Genomic DNA, 16429 nt, shown 5'->3' with positions numbered 1-16429 from the left:
CTTAGGACTCCCGCAGAAAGGTGACGAAGGCATCCAGTGCGCGCCGGCGCATGGACAATCCGTTCTTCTGCTTGCCCAGCTGCGCGAACGTCTCGTTCTGCCCATCGGGGATGAATACGTCGTCCCATTCGAAACCACCGTGACCTGCCGGGGACGATGAAATACGCCCAGCAACGATGCCCTCGAAGAAGTGCCGCTTGCGACCGTCGCAATAGCCGATCAGGGTTCGTGCTTCTGCCGCGGGGTCGTCGAGTCGCCCGATCAGTTCGGAGAATCGCTTGGCTTGCAGGCGATCCCAGAATATCTGCGTCAGGCCACCGGGAAAGCCGTTGAGGCTGTTGACGAACAGCCCGGTATGCTCGACGAAGACCGGCTTGCCGATCAGTTTGAATGCCGTCAGGAGCTTATCGCTCACCAGTTGCTGCAGGTCCTCGGTGCGCAGCTCCTCGATACGGATCGGGAAGGGTTTCACCTCGATCCCGCTCGGCTCGAGGATCTCGCAGACCTCGCGGATCTTCTGCTGGTTGATGGACGCAAAGCGGATTTTCATAAGACTAACCAACTCCGGTTGAACGGCGGGCTGGTGCTACCGCGGCAACGGCCGCCATGTCTGTATGACGCGAGGCGGGTGGCTCGGTTCGCCTTTGAGCGGATGACTGGAACGAGCCAGCGCATGTCTGCGCCGCGGTTCGGCGCAACGGACATGATCTATCGAAGGGGCTGGGGCTGGCGTGAGGCCCGATAAGCGATGGTGTCAGCCCGCACGATACCGCTCAGTTGCGGCCTGGACGAGCCGGGCAGGGTGCTTGCACCTGACGGATACGCTCGGCGGGGACGCGCAACTGGCGCAACAGGTATTCGGCGAATGCCTCTGTGTAGGGCTGGCGGGCAATCGCCTGCTCCATGCAGAACAGCCATGCATCCCGCTCGGCTTCGCCGACCTGCCAGCGGGTGTGGAACTGCGGAATGCTGATGCCACCGTACTTTTCCGCGTAGCGCTTCGGGCCGCCCAGCCAGCCGCTGAGGAAACTCGCGAGACGATCTTGCGCTTCGCCCAGGTCATCCGGATACATGGCGCGTACCCTTGTCGCCTGGGGCGATTCTTCCATCACCTGATAGAAGTCGGCGACCAGCCGTTGCAGTCCGGGCTCGCCGCCGGCAGCCTGGAATGAAGCGTCGCCGACGCCAAACGCGGGTTCTTGAGCGGAGGTCATCAGGCTTATCCCTGGCTTGTTGAAAGAGGCGCGCGATGATGCGCGGTTGCGCCAGATCAAGACAAGTGCAAGCAGTGCCGACAGCGCAGCGGCAGCTGGTCTAAGCTGAAAATCCACACAACAGCGGAGACAGCAACATGCGCAGGCTTCTGGTTGCATATGATGGTTCGGACAACGCCAAGCGCGCCTTGCAGTATGTCGTCGACCTGGCGCGGGATACCGGAATGTCGCTGCAGGTGGACGTCGTCAATGTCCAGCACGAGCCGGTCATCTATGGCGAATATTTCACTGCGGCCATGTACGACGAATTGAACAACAGCCTGATTGCCAAGGCTCGTACCGTTCTCGACGAGGCGGCTGCCGTGCTGCAGGCGGCGGGCCTGACTTGTGAGACTCATGCGCTCATGGGCAACGTCGCCGAACAGGTCGCCGATGCAGTCAAGCGGCTGGGTTGCGACACGGTGGTGATGGGTACCCGCGGCCTGGGCAGCTTCACCGGGCTGGTGCTGGGGTCGGTGGCGAACCGGGTGATCCACGAGGTATCGGTCCCGGTTCTGCTGGTCAAATGAGCTGAAACGCCAGCTCTGGCCGATCAGCCCTGTTTGCCCTTGAGCAGGTCGGCCAGGTTGGCGAAGGCCTTGAAGGTTTCCTTCGGACCAAGATCGCTGCCGGGGCGGGCTTCGGCCTGGTACTGGTTGTCCGTGTAACGGGAGTGCTCGTTGTCGTGGCAGTACAGACAGAGCAGCTCCCAGTTCGAGCCATCCTCTGGGTTGTTGTCGTGATTGTGGTCCTTGTGATGGACCGTCAATTCACTCAGGCGCTTGCCGGAAAACTCCCGGGCGCAACGCCCGCAGACCCACGGGTACATCTTCAGTGCTTTTTCCCGGTAGCCCTGCTCGCGCTGGCTGTAGGGCGTGGTGGGCTTGCTGGTACTCATCGTCAATCCTCGCCGGACTACTTGTTCTTCAAAGGCCGTGTGTCCGTCACCAGGAGTGGGGCAGGAACGGCCTCAGTTAAGCCGATCGCGGTCAGCCAGCCAAGCCGACATAGACGTTCTGCACGTCGTCGTGGGCATCGATGGCCTCGAGGAATGCTTCGACCTCTTCGAGTTCCGCACCGGACAGGCTGACCGGGTTCTTCGGGCGATAACCCAGTTGTGCGGACTGCACCGTAAAGCCGAACTCCGGCAGGGCTTTGCAGACGGCGTCGAGATCGGTCGGTTCGGTGATGAACAGGGTGGCGCCTTCGTCCGCTGCTTCGAAATCCTGGGCGCCGGCCTCGATGGCGGCCATTTCTGCGTCGGCGTCGCCTTGAGGAGCCGCCTCGATCATGCCGACATGGTCGAAGTCCCAGCTCACCGAGCCGGATGAGCCCAGCTGGCCCTTGCGGAACAGCACGCGGATCTCGGCGACGGTACGGTTCACGTTGTCGGTCAGACATTCGACGATCAGCGGCACCTGATGCGGAGCGAAGCCTTCGTAGAGGGTGCGCTCGTAATGAACCACTTCACCGCTGAGACCGGCACCTTTCTTGATGGCGCGCTCAAGGGTGTCCTTGGGCATCGAGGCCTTCTTGGCTTGCTCGACGACCAGGCGCAGGCGCGGATTCATATCGGGGTCGGCACCGCTGCGGGCTGCGATCATGATTTCCTTCGACAGCTTGCCGAAGATCCTGCCCTTGGCGTTCGCCGCCGCTTCCTTATGCTTCGCTTTCCACTGTGCGCCCATGCTCGTCCCCGTCGAAATGTAATGAAACCAGGCGCGGATTCTATAGCGTCCGCACGGGTTTCGTCGCCGGTGGTGGGCAAGCCCGGCTGCAGGGCGCGTTACGCTCCGATCGACGGTGCGATGGCCACTGTGCCGCTCAATTGGGTTGCGACTGTATGGACTGCTCGCTGGCGGTCGCAGCTCTAATGGACATTTCCGTAACAAGGTGCGTCGCCATGTCGCCTCGGGACCTGCTGCTTGCGCTGGTTGTCATCATCGTCTGGGGCATGAACTTCGTGGTCATCATGATCGGCCTGCATGATGTGCCGCCGATGCTGCTTGGCGCGCTGCGTTTCATGCTGGCGGCGGTGCCGGCGGTGTTCTTCATCAAGCGTCCGCAGGTGCCGTTGCGCTGGATGCTGGCGTACGGGCTGACCATCTCCCTCGGGCAGTTCGCCTTTTTGTTCACCGCCATGAAGCACGGCATGCCGGCCGGGCTGGCCTCGCTGGTGCTGCAGTCGCAGGCGTTTTTCACGCTGTTCTTCGCAGCAATGTTTCTCGGCGAGCGGATACGCGCAGCCAATCTGCTGGGCCTGCTCATAGCGGCCTGTGGCTTGGCGCTGATCGGCGCGCAGAGCGGGCTGGGCATGACCCTCAGCGGGTTCGTGCTGACGATCTGTGCGGCGTCCATGTGGGCGCTGGGCAATATCGTCACGCGCAAGGTCGGCAAGGTTAATCTGGTCGGGCTGGTGGTCTGGGGCAGTCTGGTACCGCCATTGCCATTTCTGGCGCTGTCGCTATGGCTCGAAGGGCCGCAGGTGATCGAAACCGCATTACGCGGCATCGGCTGGCAGACAATCCTGGTGCTCGTGTACCTGGCCTTCGGTGCGACCATTCTTGGCTATAGCCTGTGGAGTCGCCTGTTGTCGCGCTATCCGGCGAATCAGGTGGCGCCATTCTCGCTGCTGGTGCCGGTGGTCGGGCTGACCTCGGCCAGTCTGCTGCTGGGGGAGCGATTGGGGGCGTTGCAGTTGGGTGGGGCGCTGCTGGTGATGATAGGGCTGGCGGTGAATGTCTGCGGCGGCTGGCTATTCGGTCGACTGCGCCTTGCCAGGGCCTGAAACGCCCGGTATCAGACCGGGCGTTTGCAGCGATCAGGCTCAATGGGTGGCAGCGTGGGTGCCGAGCAGTGTGGTGCTGGAGCCGCTCTTCTTGTCGCGCTTGGCCATACGTTTTTCTTGCGCCGTTTTCATCGGCTTTTTCTTGCCGTTCTTTTTTGCGTCCATTCCCTTGCTCATGGTGTTCACCTCTGATTGCTGGCTGGACAGGTTCCTGATGCGCGAAGGCCTGACTGTCGCCGCTGGAGCGAAGCCTGTTTCGGCCTGGTGTCTTCCGTGACCGCTGCAGTATGGCACTGCTGCGCCGCAATGCACGTAATGCTTTGTCCTGGGCTCAGTCGAACAGGCTGCGCTGGTCACGCTGGCTGCGACGAGCGTCGTAGCGCTGGCGGAATATTGCCCGATAGTGCGTGGCAAGGCGTGGCAGCTCGGCCAGTTGCAGCAGTGTTTCGTCAGCCAGCGTCGGGTCGAGAAAGCAACGCCAGACATGTGCCACGCTGATGGCCGGGTGCGGCCGTTCTAGCAGTTGCAAACTGTCGCCCAGGTGCAACGTTCCTTCCTCGACGGTGCGGTAGAGCCAGCCGGTGCGACCGCTCGTCGACAGCTCGCGCGCCAGGCCTCGCACGCCGTGGCGATTGTCCAGCCTGATGCAGGGCGAGCGCGGCTGACTGACTTCTATCAGTGCGCCGCCCCAGCGCAGCCGATCGCCGATGCATAGCTGATGCTCATCCAGCTGTTCGCTGCCCAGGTTCTCGCCGAAGGCGCCGAGGCCAAGCCGTGCGCGCAACTGCGGGAAGCGCTGCGCCCAGTAAGCGTAATGCTGCGTTGGATAGTGGCAGAGCGTGCGATCGGGGCCGCCGTGAAAGCGCAGGTCGGCAACCCGATCGCCCTGTAAACCGGTCATTCCCAGCCAGAGCGGGCCGGTGCTCGCGTGCTTGTCCATGGCGGTGGCCTTGCTACTGCCGGGTAGTGGCGAATACCGCTCGCACAGCAGCGGGCCGCTGACCGCCCACTGTTGCAGCGGGGTGGTCACAATGCGCTCATTCAAGGCTGTTGCGCCTGGTTGAGCCGTTCCAGTTCGCGGCGCACCATCGCGGTATATTCCGGCGGGCTGAGCTGATACAGCTCGGTGGCGACCCAGGCCAACCAGCGCGAGCCAAGGACCGCTTGCTGGTCCAACAGCCGTTGGGCTTCGGCGCGGGCGCGCGCGGCGTTGTTCTGATGGAAATCTGCTCGACTCACGAATCGTCTCCGTCGCCGTGCTTGGCGATGAAAGGGGCGGCGATGGTAAACCCGCAACGCTCGCGTTAGGCTCGATGGCTCTTATTTTTAGCGCCGCGAGAACGATGCATGCCGGTGTCCGTGAACTTCAAGCACAAAATCTCCCGCCAGCGCCCCTATGGCAAGGCCGAGGCAGGCCAGCAGGCCAGCGAAGGCAACCTCGACGCCGTATTGGACCAACTGGAGAGCGACCGCGGGCGCATCATCAATTCTGCTGCGGTGCGTCGCCTGCAGCAGAAGACCCAGGTATTCCCGCTGGAACGCAATGCCGCGGTACGTAGCCGTCTGACGCACTCGCTGGAAGTGCAGCAGACCGGCCGCTTCATCGTTCGCACGCTCTACAAGCAGCTTGGCGACAGGGCTGCCGAATTTGGCCTGGACCGGCTTGAGCCAGCGCTGCAGAGCCTGGTCGAGATGACCTGCCTGATGCATGACATCGGCAATCCACCGTTCGGCCATTTTGGTGAGTACGCCATTGGCGAGTGGTTCGCGCGTCACCTCGATGCGCTGTTCACTGCCGCTGTCACGCCGGGGCAGGGCGATGCCGAATTGCGCAAACGGATGCTGGTCGATCTCAAGCACTTCGAAGGCAACGCCCAAGCCGTGCGGTTGGTGGTTTCGCTGCAGCGCCTCAACCTGACCTATACGCAGACCGCCGGCCTGCTCAAATACGTTCGTCCCGCCTATCAGGCCAAACCGGCAAAGGGCACGCCTGGCGCTTACCTGCTGAAGAAACCCGGTTTCTACCTATCCGAGGAACCCTTCGTGCGTACCTTGCAGGCCACGCTGGACATGCAGCCGTGCACGCGCCACCCGCTGGCCTACGTGATGGAAGCCGCCGATGACATCGCCTATTGCCTGGCCGATATCGAGGACTCGGTGGAGAAGGGTATTTTCAGCATCGAACAGCTGGCGCAGCTGTTGCTCGACAAGTTCGCCCTGCATGGTTCGGTGGATGCACCGGTGCCGGGGCCTGAGCGCAGCTTTCGCAGCATGGTCAACTATGCGCTTGAGCGGGCGCACAAGGAGCCGATCAACAAGGCTGGCGAGTTTTTCATCTGGCTGCGGGTGAGTCTGATCCATCCGTTGGTGCAACATGCCGCGCGGCAGTTCGTCGACAACATCGAAGCCGTCTATCACGGCACCCTCGACCGTGCATTGCTGGAGGACGACAGCCTGGCCAACGCCATCGTGCAGACCTTCAAGGATGTCGCGATGGACAAGGTGTTCTGCCACCGCGAGGTGGAAACGCTGCAATTGCAGGGCTATCGCATTCTCCAGGGCTTGCTGGAGTTCTATGCGCCGCTGCTCCGCGTGCCGGCAACGGTGTTCGATGCACTCACCCTCGGCACCTGCCGCAGCGAACCTCACCTGCAGATGCTTGCTCGGCGCCTGCCCAACCAGCTGGTCAAGGCCTACTACGAAGCGCTCAAGGACCATGGCGAGCAATCGATGGATCGGCCTTTGTGGGAGTTCTACTACCGCAACCGCATGCTGCAGGACTACATCAGCGGTATGACCGACCAGCTGGCCCAGGACGAATACCGCGCGCTTTCTGCACTCTGACCGTGCGCTGCACCGAGGCCGTCGCCGCGCTTGGTACGGGCATTGCTATGGCTTGGTGCAGCAGTCGTCGTGCAGGCCCCGCAATGGCGCACGGCGGGAAACCGGTAAAATCCCTAATCTATTGATTAAAAAGGATTAACGACGCTTGGGCGGCATGCTCAAGGCGACCTCCGGCTGCAGGTGATGGTAATCAGCCATGGCGCAGTGATGCATCTCGGTGCGTGTGTCTGGTCGTGGTTACCGTTTTGGTGCGTACCCGCTGAGGCTGTAGTCATCCATGGAAAACCTCGACAGTGCCGTGCAAACCCTGGTTCACGGCTCCAATACCCTGTTCATCCTGATTGGCGCGGTGATGGTGCTGGCCATGCATGCCGGCTTCGCCTTTCTCGAAGTCGGCACGGTACGCCTGAAAAATCAGGTCAATGCCCTGTCGAAAATCATCACCGATTTTGCCGTGTCCACCCTGGCGTACTTCTTCATTGGTTACTGGGTCGCCTACGGCGTGACCTTCATGCAGCCAGCGGATCAGCTGGTGCTGGATCATGGCTACGCGTTGGTGAAGTTCTTCTTCCTGCTGACGTTCGCCGCGGCCATTCCGGCGATCATCTCCGGCGGCATCGCCGAGCGCGCGCGCTTCGGCCCGCAGCTGTGTGCAACGCTGCTGATCGTCGCGTTTGTCTATCCGTTCTTCGAAGGGCTGATCTGGAACGGCAATTTCGGTTTTCAGGCCTGGCTCGAGTACCAGTTCGGTGCATCCTTCCATGACTTCGCCGGCTCCGTGGTGGTGCACGCCATGGGCGGCTGGCTGGCCTTTGGTGCGGTGATCCTGCTGGGGCGGCGCAACGGTCGTTATCGGGATGGCCGGTTGGTGGCTTTCGCGCCGTCGAACATTCCCTTCCTGGCGCTCGGTTCTTGGATTCTCATCGTCGGCTGGTTCGGCTTCAACGTGATGAGCGCGCAATCCATTGAAGGCATCAGCGGGCTGGTGGCGGTCAACTCGTTGATGGCAATGGTTGGGGGCACCGCTGCTGCCTGGTTGGCCGGGCGCAATGACCCAGGCTTCCTGCACAACGGGCCGCTGGCCGGGCTGGTGGCGGTCTGTGCCGGTTCCGACCTGATGCATCCCGTCGGTGCGCTGGCCACCGGTGCGATCGCGGGAGCGCTGTTCGTCTGGGCATTCACCGCTACGCAGAACCGCTGGAAGATCGACGATGTGCTGGGTGTATGGCCGTTGCACGGTCTATGCGGGATCTGGGGCGGAGTGGCCTGCGGCATCTTCGGCCAGGCGGCACTGGGCGGGCTGGGTGGTGTGAGCCTGATCAGTCAGGTGATCGGTAGCGGCCTGGGCATGCTGGTGGCGCTGCTCGGCGGCTTCGGCGTTTATGGCCTGCTCAAGCTGACCACAGGCATTCGCCTGAGCCAGGAGGAAGAGTTCAACGGCGCGGACCTTTCCATCCACCGGATCGGCGCACTGAGCCAGGATTGAGGGGCTCGGCCGCGCCTGATCTCGCAGCCGCGCTTCAATAGCCGCGGCTGCGTTCCACCAGGTCACGCAACGGCTGGCCGTCACGCAGCGCTCTCAAGTTCTGCACGACGATCCGAGCGGCGCTGCGCATATCCGTTGCGGCGGCCACGTGCGGCAGCACCGTTACTTGCGGATGGCTCCAGAATGGATGCTCTGGTGGCAGCGGCTCGTTGCGGAATACGTCGAGCACTGCATGGCTGACCTGGGCGCTGGCCAGTGCCTGCAGCAGATCCGTCTCTACCACATGCCCGCCACGTGCCAGATTGACCAGCCCGGCGCCGGGGCGCAGGGCATTGAAGAAGCGCCGATCCAGCAGGTCGCTGGTCTGTGCGGTCAATGGCAGCAGGTTGAGGACGATGTCGCTACGGGCCAGTAGCGGCCAGAGCGCGTCCATCCCGTGTTCGAGCGGCAGACCCTCCAGCGTACCGCCGCGCAGGTTCCAGCCAGTCACCCGATAGCCCAAGGCGAGCAGGCGCATGGCGCAGGCTCGGCCCATCTGACCCGTGCCCAGCAGCGTCACCTGAATCTCATCGGCACGCCGTTGTGGCAGCGGCTGCCATTCGCGCGCGTGCTGTTGCCGGGCGAAAGCGTAGAAATGCCGGTGCAGCGAGAGCGTCGCCCACAGCGCGGTTTCAGCCATGGCCGCACTCATGGCCGGATCGACCATGCGTGCCACCGGCACGTCGGGCAGGCTCGGGTCGTTCAGCAGGCGGTCCACGCCTGCCCACAGCGACTGGATCAGGCGCAGGTTGGGTAGCCCTTGCAGCGAGCCCGGCGGGGGATTGGCGACCACTGCTGCCGTGATCAGGCCGGCGTTCTCCGGCGTCGCGGTCACGTGCCAACGGGCGTCGGGCAGGGCGGCCTGCAGTTCGGCGAGCCAGGCGTCACGCTCGTCATCGTCGAAGCTGCCGCTAAGCAGTATGTCCATGCGGTGCATTCCTCGTAGGCCTAGGCGGAACTGTACTGAGCCGGCGGACCTCTGAATAGGCAAGTAGCGGAACGCGCGCGATGCGCCTTTCGGCCGTTTCACGAGCCCCTAGGAGAGCACCATGGAACTACCTAACAAAGATCTTGGCACCCTGTTCGAGCAGCTCGGTCTGGCGTCCGATCCTGCCAGTATCGATGCGTTCATCGGCAAGCATGGGCGCTTGCCGGAAGACGTCCGCCTGGCCGACGCTCCGGTCTGGAACGAGTCGCAGCGTGCGCTGCTGCGCGACGAGTGGGTCGAGGATGCCGAGTGGGCGCCCATCGTCGACGAGCTGAACGTGCGCATGCACCAGCACTGATCGCCCGCCCAGGCTGCGGCAGGCGCCGCAGCCTGAGGCCCCTTCAGGCAGTTCAATCCAGCAGATCGGCCGGGACGTTGCCACCGTTGTCGGCCAGCTTGTTCAGCACTGTCTTGTGCAACCACATGTTCATCTGTGCCGAGTCCGCCATCTTGTCCGCCGGGCAACCCAGCTCGCTCGCCAGCTCCTTGCGCGCCGTCAGGCTGCTGTCCAGGCCGAGCAATTTCAGCAGATCGACGATGGAGGTTCGCCAGTTGAGTTTTTCGGGATGATTGTGCGCCATGCCGTCGAGCTTGGCGGCGACGTCCACCTGATCCACGGCGGGTGTGGCGAGCGCTCCGGCGCCGCCTGTGGACGCCTCGGGAGGCGTGGTAGGTGCGGTGGAATCCGGCGCGGCGTGCGCCTGGCCGAGGCCGATCTTTTCCAGTATCGAGTTGAACAAGCCCATGGGAATCTCCTGTCTGCGTGGGTGAGCCGAGGCTCGCAGATAGGACCATCGGCTGCCTGATTCGTCGCGTCTGTGGCATCGGGACAACGCTCGTCAGACACGGCGGCACCAGAGCGAACGCGCTCGCCGTTGCGGAACCTAAGATGTTCCAAGGCACCGAAGCGGAGCTGTCATGCCCGAAGAACGCCGAGCCCTCGCGACACGTCAGGGACACCCCGTCAGCGCCAACCAGAGCCTGCGCAGTGTCGGCGAGCGCGGCCGTGCCACGCTGGAAAACCATCCGACCCAGCCGAGCGCCGGTGGCTGAAGCGTACTGCGGGTGGCGGGTGCGCTCGCTGCCCTCGTGCTGAACCTCACGCCTGTCTAGAATGCCGCTTTTTTTGCCTGAGACCCGCGCCATGAGCAATCTCGATATCGATGCCCGCTACGCCTGTGCCAAGAGCCTTGCGCTGGAGGCTGCGCAGCTCGGCATGGACTACTACCGCCAGCGCGAGACGCTGGACGTGGAGCACAAGGGCAGCGACCAGCAGGATGTGGTCAGCATCGCTGACAAAAGCATCGAGGATTTCATTCGCGCACGGCTGGCCGAGCAATTCCCGCAGGACGGTTTCCTCGGCGAGGAGAGCGGTTCGGCCGATCTCAAGGCACGCTGCGTCTGGGTCATCGACCCCATCGACGGTACTGCCTGTTTCGTCAACGGTCTGCACAACTGGTGCGTCTCCATCGGCCTTCTGATCGACGGCGAGCCGCATATCGGCGCGATTGCCGATCCCAACCATGACGAGCTGTTTCACGGTTGCGTGGGCCGTGGCGCGTACGTCAACCAGACCCGGCTCAAGGCCAGCGCCGCGACTCATGTGCGCGAGGGGCTGACTGGCGCCGGTACCTTCCACCCGCGCGGCAAGGAGCACTTCATTCCGTTTCTGGAAAAGCTCCTGGCCGAAGGCGGCATGTTCATCCGCAACGGCTCTGGCGCACTTATGACAGCCTATGTCGCTGCAGGGCGCTTGATCGGCTACTACGAAACCGAACTCAAAAGCTGGGATTGCCTGGCCGGGCTGGTGCTGGTGGCCGAGGCAGGCGCCTTGCGCAACGACTTCTTCCGGGATGATGGCTTGCTCAGGGGCAACCCCTATCTGGTGGCGGCGCCAGGTGTATATCGGCAGCTGAGCGAACTCATCGGTCCCTCGCTGGACGCCTGAGTCGATCGCGTTCGTCGACCCCATCTGTTCTAGTCGGCACAGGCCGTACAGCCTGTGCTATACCGTCCTGACGCATTTGGGCCGGCGAATCGGCCCGTTTACAGGGGGATATCGGCGGCCCATCAGGCCCGAACCACCTGCGTGTCCTGATGGCTGCCCGCACAGAGCGAGGTAACGATCATGACCATGATGCAATGCGCCTACCGCGACCACCTCATCACCGCGGAGGTGATGGAATATCCCGGCACCCCGACTCCTTGGGCGGGTGGCTGCCGGATCACCGACCCGACGGGCAACGTCACCCGCCGGATGCCGCTGCCGCTCGAGCACGCTTTCATGGATGAGCTGGACAAGGCTCAGCGACTGTCCATCGCCCATGGCAAGTGGCTGGTTGACCAGCACCTCGATCATGGCCGACAGCTGTTCCAGCACGCCGCGTAGCGCTTCGATCATCCGCTCCGGTGTCGGACGTCTGCCGTCCGACGCCGGGCAATCGTCCTGGCGTCTCGCCCGGTGGCGGTCGCACACAAATAGTTGCACCCCCGCTGGCTGCCGGCATCTGTCCAGCTTCTCGCGAGCAATGGCGGCGATCGCGCTAAGTTTCGGATAGCAAAGCGAAATTTGCGTCAGGCGAGAAAAGCTTTGGCGACATCTTGCCCGTTGCTTATTCAGCGAAACGGTGGCATAGCTATTACCAAGCCACTGGCAACGGTGGTGCTCATAAGCGGAAGTAAGGACGACTTATGCAAATCCAGGTTCACAGCGATAACCACATCGAAGGCAGTGCCCGTCTGGCGGATTGGGTCAGTGCCAGTGTCGCAAGCAAGCTGGACCGGTTCGACGACGAGCTGACTCGCGTCGTCGTCCACCTCAACGATGAAAACGGTGACAAGGCCGGCGCCCACGACAAGCGCTGCCAGATCGAAGCGCGTCCGAAGGGACTGCAGCCGATTTCCGTTACGCACAAAGCCGAGTCGCTGGAGTTGGCGATCGATGGCGCGGTCGACAAGCTGAACAATGCCCTGGCACACCAGTTTGGCAAATTGCGCAGCAAGCGCGCCGGCAGCCAGCCGCAGATGATCGACGGTGCGGTCGCCGAACGCGATGCGCTGCTGGAGGAAGATTTCCTGGCGGACGAGCAGGTCCGCAACTCGTAAGTCACCAGGCAAGGGCCTTCCTCGGAAGGCCCTTCGCACATCTAACGCAGCAGTTAGTGCAGCAGTTCCGGCGGAATGCTGCCGCCGTTCTCAGCCAGCTTCTTCATGACCGCCCGATGCAGCCACATGTTCATCTGCGCCGAGTCGGCCATCTGCTCCGGCGGGCAGCCGAGTTCGGTTGCCAGTTCCCGGCGTGATTCCAGGCTGCTATCCAGCCCGAGCAATTTCAGCAGATCCACGATCGAGGTGCGCCAGTTGAGCGCTTCGGGATGCTGCGCTGCCTTGGCTTCCAGCTGCGCCACCACATCGACACCGCTGATGGTGCCCGACGTCTGATTCAGGTCCTTGTGCGGTGCGATGGTCGCGTTGTCGGTGGTGGTCGGTCTGTCACTCAGGGTAATGCCTTCGGCGCTTGAGTGCGTGGCATCTGCCGGCGGCACATGGGCCTTGGTCTGCGCCTCGTTGGAAACATCGCCCAGGCCGAGCTTTGCCTTGATCGTATCGAAAAGTCCCATGTCCGTTCTCCGTGCTGTTGATGTTCGTATTCGACAGCGAGGCAGGGCGGGGCATTCGCTTCCATAGGTCGGGTCGTTGCGTTTTCCCGGGGCTATCCATGTTCCAGCCAGGCGAGCGCTTCGGCTTCCTGGTGCAGATCGAAGGCTTTGATCGCAAGCCCGGGAATCAATGCGCCCTCGACCTCGCTAGCCTTGCGCAGCCATTCCTTGCCGGCGATCACCGCGCAGCGATCGAAGCGGCGGATGAAGCGGAACAGTTGCGGCAGGCGGGACAGTTCGACCCCGACGGCGCCGAGCGTGGGCAGGTCGAAATCGCCGATGCGGTAGAGCATCCGGCCATTGCTGATGCCTTCGGACTTGAACAGCAGGTCGTCCAGTGCGGCGCGCATGGCCTGGCTGTCCAGCTTGCCGGAGAAGTCGATATCGATGCGGTTTTCGCCTCTGCGTGATACCTGAAACATGACTTGGCCCTCGGTCGAACCCATAACGCTGCGAGTCATCTCGCGTTACCTGACCATAGTCGCTGCGGCATGATCGGGCCAAAAAGATCAGCCGCACGGCAAGCCGTTTCGTTGATCTGGGTCAGTACGTGACCAGTCATTCACTGAGTGTCGGTGAGTGGGCGGAAGCCGCGCAGCGTCTGGCCTCAAGACGCCTGACCAGTGGTATCAAGTTGCCCCGTTGGCGGCCGAGAACCGGATGAGTGCAGCGTCATTTAGACGCTGACGACGCATCCTTTTCCGTAGTTGGAATACTCCATGACCAGCACCTTGGCGAACGTCATCCAGGCCCTTTTACGCGGACTGGGTCTGCGTACCATCAACCATCAGTTCTTCTTCTCCTACAGCCTGATCTTCTTCTGTGCGGCATTGACCGCCGGTGTGTTGTTCATGTCCAGCAAGGACGCCAGCCAGATCGATATGGCCGGTGCGCAGCGCATGCTCAGCCAGAAGATGATGAAGGAGGCCCTGCTGGCCGCGCAGGGCATTGGCAGCCCCGCTGATGTGGACAAAACCATCCAGCGCTTCGAGCAGTCGCATCGGCTGCTGCTCAATGGTGATCGTGCCCAGGGCATCGCGCCCGTGGAGCTGGCCAGCGCAAAACCGCATCTGCAGCGTGTCGACCAGATCTGGCAACGCTACCGGCCCGCCGTGCAGGCGTTGGCGGCAGGCCAGAGCGCCGATGTGAAGGCCATCGCTACCGACTCCAACGATATTCTCGCCGCGGCCAACGAGGTCGTGTCGCTGATTTCCGCCGAGGCCAATCGCAGCGCGTCGCAGCAGCTCTGGGTCGCGCTGGGTTCGACCCTGTGCATCCTGCTGCTGGTCATTCTCGGGCGGATCGCCGGCATGAACTGGCTGATGCTGCAGATCGACGAACTGCGCGGTCGTCTGGAAAAGGTCAGCCAGGGTGATTTCTCCGCGCCGCTGCAGGTGCGCCATGCCGATGACGAGATGGGCATGATCACCCTGGCCTACAACCGCCTGCTGGGCCAGGTGGGCGAGATGATCAAGGGCGTGCGGCAGGCCGCTGACGATGCGGATGCACAGTGCGTGCGCATGGCTGGTCTGGCTGGTGACAGCGCGCGCAACGTTGAAGGGCAGCAGGCCGAGATCGATCAGGTCGCGACCGCGATGAACGAAATGCTGGCGACCTCGCATGAGGTCGCACGTAGCACCGTCGAGGCGGCCAATGCTGCCGACGTCGCCGAGCAGGAAACCAATGCCGGCAGTACCGTGATGAATGAATCGGTCGGCGCCATCCGCACCCTCAGCGGCCATGTCGACGGGCTGTCCGACGTGATGCAGCAGCTCGTTCAGGACAGCCACGAGATCGGCAAGGTGCTCAACGTGATCAGCGGTATCGCCGAGCAGACCAACCTGCTGGCGCTCAACGCCGCTATCGAGGCTGCCCGTGCCGGTGAACAGGGCCGCGGTTTCGCAGTGGTTGCTGACGAAGTGCGCAGCCTGGCCAGTCGCACGCAAAGCTCGGCCAAGGAGGTTGGCGTACTGGTCGAGCGCCTGCAGAGCCAGGCGACTCGTGCCGGTCACGCCATGGATGCGTCGCGCCAGAGCAGTGCGACCACGCTCACCCAGATCGAGGCAGCCCAGCATGCGTTGGGGCAGATCGTCGGTGCGGTGCAGACCATTCGCGGGATGACCAACCAGATCGCCACGGCCGCCGAGGAGCAGTCGCAGGTTGCCGAGGACATGAACCAGTCGCTGACACGCATCGCCCAGGTTGCCGATCAGGCAGCAGGCGTCACGCAGGATACGGCGGCATCGGGCAACACCATCATGCAGAGCATGAAAGGCCTCAAGTCACTGACTGGGCGCTTCCGTCTGGAGTCGTGACTGGCAGCAGGCGTAGCCGGGAGGTGCTGCTGGAGGAGGGGCGCCTCTTCGGCGCGATGCGGGAGGCGTCCCTGCACCTGGGTGCAGGGACGAGGCGATCAGTCCTGGCGGCTGGTCACTTCCAGCAGGTGATAGCCGAACTGCGTCTTCACCGGGCCCTGCACGACATTGATCGGGGCGCTGAAGACTACAGTATCGAACTCCTTGACCATCTGACCGGGGCCGAACGAGCCCAGATCGCCGCCCTGGCGACTGGATGGGCAGCTGGAATTCTCCTTGGCGACTTCGGCGAAGTCGGCACCGCCTTCGATGGCGGCCTTGAGTTCATTGCACTTGGCTTCGGTGGAAACCAGGATGTGGCGGGCGGTTGCACGTGCCATGGGAAAGCTCCTCTTGAGATAGGCCGCCGAGGCTACCGCAAACCGATTCTCTTGGCGACCGGGTCGGCGATGTCACTGCTGACGGCGCAATGAAGGCCCCCGGCCGCAGTGCTTTCGGTTACTCTCGCGCGCTTTTTCACCGAACCTGGAAATGCTCCATGCTTGATACCACCCTCGCGCAACTCGAAACCGTCATCAACGATCTGCTGCAGCGCAACCAGAACCTCAGTCAGCACTGCGCCCTGCTTGAGCAGCAGCTGGAGCAAGCGCGTGAGGAGAACGACAACCTGCAACTGGCTGCGCTGGAGCAGGAAGACCGGCAGGGCGCTACGCTGGCCAGGTTGCAGGCTCTGTTGGAGCGAGCAGCCGGCAGCAACGCCGCATGAGCGCCGATGGCGTTCAGGTGCTCAAGGTGTTCGGTCGCGAGTACTCTTTCAGAGCCCCGCCGAGCCAGGACGCGCTGTTGCGGGAGGCTGCAGCCTTGCTGCAGCAGCGTCTGGCGGACAGTCAGCGGCAGTTCCCCAACGCCACGGGTGACAAGTTGCTGGTACTGACCGCTCTGAACCTTTGCGTTCCGCTGCTGCAGCAACACGAGCAGATGCAGGATGTCGAGCAACGCATCGCCGCCAGCGTCGCCCGTATCAACCAGCAGCTCGAGGCGCAGGGCTGAGCGGCTG

The 16429-nt window shown here is 62.9% G+C and carries 23 protein-coding genes and 1 pseudogene; 12 read left to right on the top strand and 12 right to left on the bottom strand.

Going from position 1 to position 16429, the window contains the following annotated elements; genetic code table 11:
- Position 1: 1 nt before the first annotated feature.
- On the bottom strand, positions 2–550 hold the full coding sequence (locus tag PSEST_RS13625; RefSeq protein ID WP_015277558.1) for a non-canonical purine NTP pyrophosphatase: 549 nt from the start codon (positions 548–550) through the stop codon (positions 2–4).
- 223 nt (positions 551–773) lie between these two features.
- Positions 774–1214 (bottom strand): group II truncated hemoglobin, encoded by a 441-nt coding sequence (locus PSEST_RS13620; RefSeq protein ID WP_015277557.1) that lies wholly within the window; start codon positions 1212–1214, stop codon positions 774–776.
- A 137-nt stretch (positions 1215–1351) separates the two neighbouring features.
- On the opposite strand from PSEST_RS13620, the gene PSEST_RS13615 reads away from it, so the two are divergent.
- Positions 1352–1783, top strand: a complete 432-nt coding sequence (locus PSEST_RS13615; protein ID WP_015277556.1) for a universal stress protein — start codon at positions 1352–1354, stop codon at positions 1781–1783.
- 23 nt (positions 1784–1806) lie between these two features.
- On the opposite strand, the gene PSEST_RS13610 is transcribed toward PSEST_RS13615, so the two are convergent.
- Both PSEST_RS13610 and PSEST_RS13605 read right to left on the bottom strand, forming a co-directional pair.
- Entirely contained in the window at positions 1807–2151 is a 345-nt protein-coding gene (locus PSEST_RS13610) for a YajD family HNH nuclease (RefSeq protein ID WP_015277555.1), read from the bottom strand.
- 91 nt (positions 2152–2242) lie between these two features.
- Positions 2243–2941, bottom strand: a complete 699-nt coding sequence (locus PSEST_RS13605; RefSeq protein WP_015277554.1) for a YebC/PmpR family DNA-binding transcriptional regulator — start codon at positions 2939–2941, stop codon at positions 2243–2245.
- 215 nt (positions 2942–3156) lie between these two features.
- Between PSEST_RS13605 and PSEST_RS13600 the strand changes: the two genes are divergently transcribed.
- Positions 3157–4041, top strand: a complete 885-nt coding sequence (locus PSEST_RS13600; RefSeq protein WP_015277553.1) for an O-acetylserine/cysteine exporter — start codon at positions 3157–3159, stop codon at positions 4039–4041.
- Positions 4042–4080: 39 nt separating this feature from the next.
- On the opposite strand, the gene PSEST_RS22145 is transcribed toward PSEST_RS13600, so the two are convergent.
- The 3 genes from PSEST_RS22145 to PSEST_RS13590 all read right to left on the bottom strand — a co-directional run bounded on the left by PSEST_RS22145 (position 4081) and on the right by PSEST_RS13590 (position 5280).
- Positions 4081–4218, bottom strand: coding sequence for a hypothetical protein (locus PSEST_RS22145; RefSeq protein WP_015277552.1), 138 nt, complete (start codon positions 4216–4218; stop codon positions 4081–4083).
- Positions 4219–4372: 154 nt separating this feature from the next.
- Entirely contained in the window at positions 4373–4981 is a 609-nt protein-coding gene (locus PSEST_RS13595; RefSeq protein WP_080602197.1) for an MOSC domain-containing protein, read from the bottom strand.
- A 101-nt stretch (positions 4982–5082) separates the two neighbouring features.
- Positions 5083–5280, bottom strand: a complete 198-nt coding sequence (locus PSEST_RS13590; RefSeq protein ID WP_015277550.1) for a hypothetical protein — start codon at positions 5278–5280, stop codon at positions 5083–5085.
- 108 nt (positions 5281–5388) lie between these two features.
- Between PSEST_RS13590 and dgt the strand changes: the two genes are divergently transcribed.
- Positions 5389–6885: a dGTPase gene (dgt, locus tag PSEST_RS13585; protein ID WP_015277549.1), complete on the top strand. Its 1497-nt coding sequence runs from the start codon at positions 5389–5391 to the stop codon at positions 6883–6885.
- A 277-nt stretch (positions 6886–7162) separates the two neighbouring features.
- The gene (locus tag PSEST_RS13580; protein WP_015277548.1) at positions 7163–8371 is read left to right on the top strand and encodes an ammonium transporter; all 1209 of its coding nucleotides are present in this window, start codon (positions 7163–7165) and stop codon (positions 8369–8371) included.
- A 34-nt stretch (positions 8372–8405) separates the two neighbouring features.
- Here the strand turns inward: PSEST_RS13580 and PSEST_RS13575 are convergent, their stop codons facing one another.
- Positions 8406–9338: a 2-hydroxyacid dehydrogenase gene (locus PSEST_RS13575; RefSeq protein WP_015277547.1), complete on the bottom strand. Its 933-nt coding sequence runs from the start codon at positions 9336–9338 to the stop codon at positions 8406–8408.
- Between the two features lie 121 nt (positions 9339–9459).
- Here PSEST_RS13575 and PSEST_RS13570 point away from each other — a divergent pair, with 121 nt between their 5' ends.
- Positions 9460–9696, top strand: coding sequence for a DUF2789 domain-containing protein (locus tag PSEST_RS13570; RefSeq protein ID WP_015277546.1), 237 nt, complete (start codon positions 9460–9462; stop codon positions 9694–9696).
- A gap of 52 nt (positions 9697–9748) precedes the next feature.
- Here the strand turns inward: PSEST_RS13570 and PSEST_RS13565 are convergent, their stop codons facing one another.
- Positions 9749–10144 (bottom strand): DUF3597 domain-containing protein, encoded by a 396-nt coding sequence (locus PSEST_RS13565; protein WP_015277545.1) that lies wholly within the window; start codon positions 10142–10144, stop codon positions 9749–9751.
- A 172-nt stretch (positions 10145–10316) separates the two neighbouring features.
- Between PSEST_RS13565 and PSEST_RS22485 the strand changes: the two genes are divergently transcribed.
- The 4 genes from PSEST_RS22485 (at position 10317) to PSEST_RS13550 (ending at position 12503) form a co-directional block, all read left to right on the top strand.
- A complete protein-coding gene (locus tag PSEST_RS22485) occupies positions 10317–10451 on the top strand; it encodes a hypothetical protein (protein WP_015277544.1) in 135 nt (44 codons plus the stop codon).
- A 91-nt stretch (positions 10452–10542) separates the two neighbouring features.
- Positions 10543–11346, top strand: coding sequence for an inositol monophosphatase family protein (locus PSEST_RS13560; protein ID WP_015277543.1), 804 nt, complete (start codon positions 10543–10545; stop codon positions 11344–11346).
- Positions 11347–11526: 180 nt separating this feature from the next.
- Positions 11527–11787 (top strand): hypothetical protein, encoded by a 261-nt coding sequence (locus tag PSEST_RS13555; protein WP_015277542.1) that lies wholly within the window; start codon positions 11527–11529, stop codon positions 11785–11787.
- Between the two features lie 302 nt (positions 11788–12089).
- The gene (locus tag PSEST_RS13550; RefSeq protein ID WP_015277541.1) at positions 12090–12503 is read left to right on the top strand and encodes an HPF/RaiA family ribosome-associated protein; all 414 of its coding nucleotides are present in this window, start codon (positions 12090–12092) and stop codon (positions 12501–12503) included.
- A 53-nt stretch (positions 12504–12556) separates the two neighbouring features.
- Here PSEST_RS13550 and PSEST_RS13545 read toward each other — a convergent pair whose 3' ends face one another.
- Together PSEST_RS13545 and PSEST_RS13540 are read right to left on the bottom strand one after the other, a co-directional pair.
- Positions 12557–13018, bottom strand: coding sequence for a DUF3597 domain-containing protein (locus PSEST_RS13545; RefSeq protein ID WP_015277540.1), 462 nt, complete (start codon positions 13016–13018; stop codon positions 12557–12559).
- Positions 13019–13110: 92 nt separating this feature from the next.
- Entirely contained in the window at positions 13111–13479 is a 369-nt protein-coding gene (locus tag PSEST_RS13540) for an STAS/SEC14 domain-containing protein (protein WP_015277539.1), read from the bottom strand.
- A 297-nt stretch (positions 13480–13776) separates the two neighbouring features.
- Between PSEST_RS13540 and PSEST_RS13535 the strand changes: the two genes are divergently transcribed.
- A complete protein-coding gene (locus PSEST_RS13535) occupies positions 13777–15372 on the top strand; it encodes a methyl-accepting chemotaxis protein (RefSeq protein WP_015277538.1) in 1596 nt (531 codons plus the stop codon).
- 98 nt (positions 15373–15470) lie between these two features.
- Here PSEST_RS13535 and PSEST_RS13530 read toward each other — a convergent pair.
- Positions 15471–15758 (bottom strand): annotated as a pseudogene (locus PSEST_RS13530) (peptidylprolyl isomerase); the annotation flags it as partial.
- Between the two features lie 152 nt (positions 15759–15910).
- Between PSEST_RS13530 and PSEST_RS13525 the strand changes: the two are divergent.
- Both PSEST_RS13525 and PSEST_RS13520 read left to right on the top strand, forming a co-directional pair.
- Positions 15911–16138, top strand: a complete 228-nt coding sequence (locus PSEST_RS13525; protein WP_015277536.1) for a hypothetical protein — start codon at positions 15911–15913, stop codon at positions 16136–16138.
- Positions 16135–16422, top strand: coding sequence for a cell division protein ZapA (locus tag PSEST_RS13520; protein WP_015277535.1), 288 nt, complete (start codon positions 16135–16137; stop codon positions 16420–16422). The genes PSEST_RS13525 and PSEST_RS13520 overlap by 4 nt, the downstream gene beginning before the upstream one ends.
- The last annotated feature ends 7 nt before the right edge of the window (positions 16423–16429 follow it).

It is taken from the genome of Stutzerimonas stutzeri RCH2 (genome assembly GCF_000327065.1).
Lineage (GTDB): Bacteria > Pseudomonadota > Gammaproteobacteria > Pseudomonadales > Pseudomonadaceae > Stutzerimonas > Stutzerimonas stutzeri_AE.
This window is presented reverse-complemented; position numbering and strand designations above follow the sequence as displayed.

Bases quoted from the DNA above. Each gene is read 5' to 3' on its own strand.
- PSEST_RS13625 (WP_015277558.1), bottom strand. From the start codon at position 550: ATGAAAATCCGCTTTGCGTCCATCAACCAGCAGAAGATCCGCGAGGTC.
- PSEST_RS13620 (WP_015277557.1), bottom strand. From the start codon at position 1,214: ATGACCTCCGCTCAAGAACCCGCGTTTGGCGTCGGCGACGCTTCATTC.
- PSEST_RS13615 (WP_015277556.1), top strand. From the start codon at position 1,352: ATGCGCAGGCTTCTGGTTGCATATGATGGTTCGGACAACGCCAAGCGC.
- PSEST_RS13610 (WP_015277555.1), bottom strand. From the start codon at position 2,151: ATGAGTACCAGCAAGCCCACCACGCCCTACAGCCAGCGCGAGCAGGGC.
- PSEST_RS13605 (WP_015277554.1), bottom strand. From the start codon at position 2,941: ATGGGCGCACAGTGGAAAGCGAAGCATAAGGAAGCGGCGGCGAACGCC.
- PSEST_RS13600 (WP_015277553.1), top strand. From the start codon at position 3,157: ATGTCGCCTCGGGACCTGCTGCTTGCGCTGGTTGTCATCATCGTCTGG.
- PSEST_RS22145 (WP_015277552.1), bottom strand. From the start codon at position 4,218: ATGAGCAAGGGAATGGACGCAAAAAAGAACGGCAAGAAAAAGCCGATG.
- PSEST_RS13595 (WP_080602197.1), bottom strand. From the start codon at position 4,981: ATGGACAAGCACGCGAGCACCGGCCCGCTCTGGCTGGGAATGACCGGT.
- dgt (WP_015277549.1), top strand. From the start codon at position 5,389: ATGCCGGTGTCCGTGAACTTCAAGCACAAAATCTCCCGCCAGCGCCCC.
- PSEST_RS13580 (WP_015277548.1), top strand. From the start codon at position 7,163: ATGGAAAACCTCGACAGTGCCGTGCAAACCCTGGTTCACGGCTCCAAT.
- PSEST_RS13575 (WP_015277547.1), bottom strand. From the start codon at position 9,338: ATGGACATACTGCTTAGCGGCAGCTTCGACGATGACGAGCGTGACGCC.
- PSEST_RS13570 (WP_015277546.1), top strand. From the start codon at position 9,460: ATGGAACTACCTAACAAAGATCTTGGCACCCTGTTCGAGCAGCTCGGT.
- PSEST_RS13565 (WP_015277545.1), bottom strand. From the start codon at position 10,144: ATGGGCTTGTTCAACTCGATACTGGAAAAGATCGGCCTCGGCCAGGCG.
- PSEST_RS22485 (WP_015277544.1), top strand. From the start codon at position 10,317: ATGCCCGAAGAACGCCGAGCCCTCGCGACACGTCAGGGACACCCCGTC.
- PSEST_RS13560 (WP_015277543.1), top strand. From the start codon at position 10,543: ATGAGCAATCTCGATATCGATGCCCGCTACGCCTGTGCCAAGAGCCTT.
- PSEST_RS13555 (WP_015277542.1), top strand. From the start codon at position 11,527: ATGACCATGATGCAATGCGCCTACCGCGACCACCTCATCACCGCGGAG.
- PSEST_RS13550 (WP_015277541.1), top strand. From the start codon at position 12,090: ATGCAAATCCAGGTTCACAGCGATAACCACATCGAAGGCAGTGCCCGT.
- PSEST_RS13545 (WP_015277540.1), bottom strand. From the start codon at position 13,018: ATGGGACTTTTCGATACGATCAAGGCAAAGCTCGGCCTGGGCGATGTT.
- PSEST_RS13540 (WP_015277539.1), bottom strand. From the start codon at position 13,479: ATGTTTCAGGTATCACGCAGAGGCGAAAACCGCATCGATATCGACTTC.
- PSEST_RS13535 (WP_015277538.1), top strand. From the start codon at position 13,777: ATGACCAGCACCTTGGCGAACGTCATCCAGGCCCTTTTACGCGGACTG.
- PSEST_RS13525 (WP_015277536.1), top strand. From the start codon at position 15,911: ATGCTTGATACCACCCTCGCGCAACTCGAAACCGTCATCAACGATCTG.
- PSEST_RS13520 (WP_015277535.1), top strand. From the start codon at position 16,135: ATGAGCGCCGATGGCGTTCAGGTGCTCAAGGTGTTCGGTCGCGAGTAC.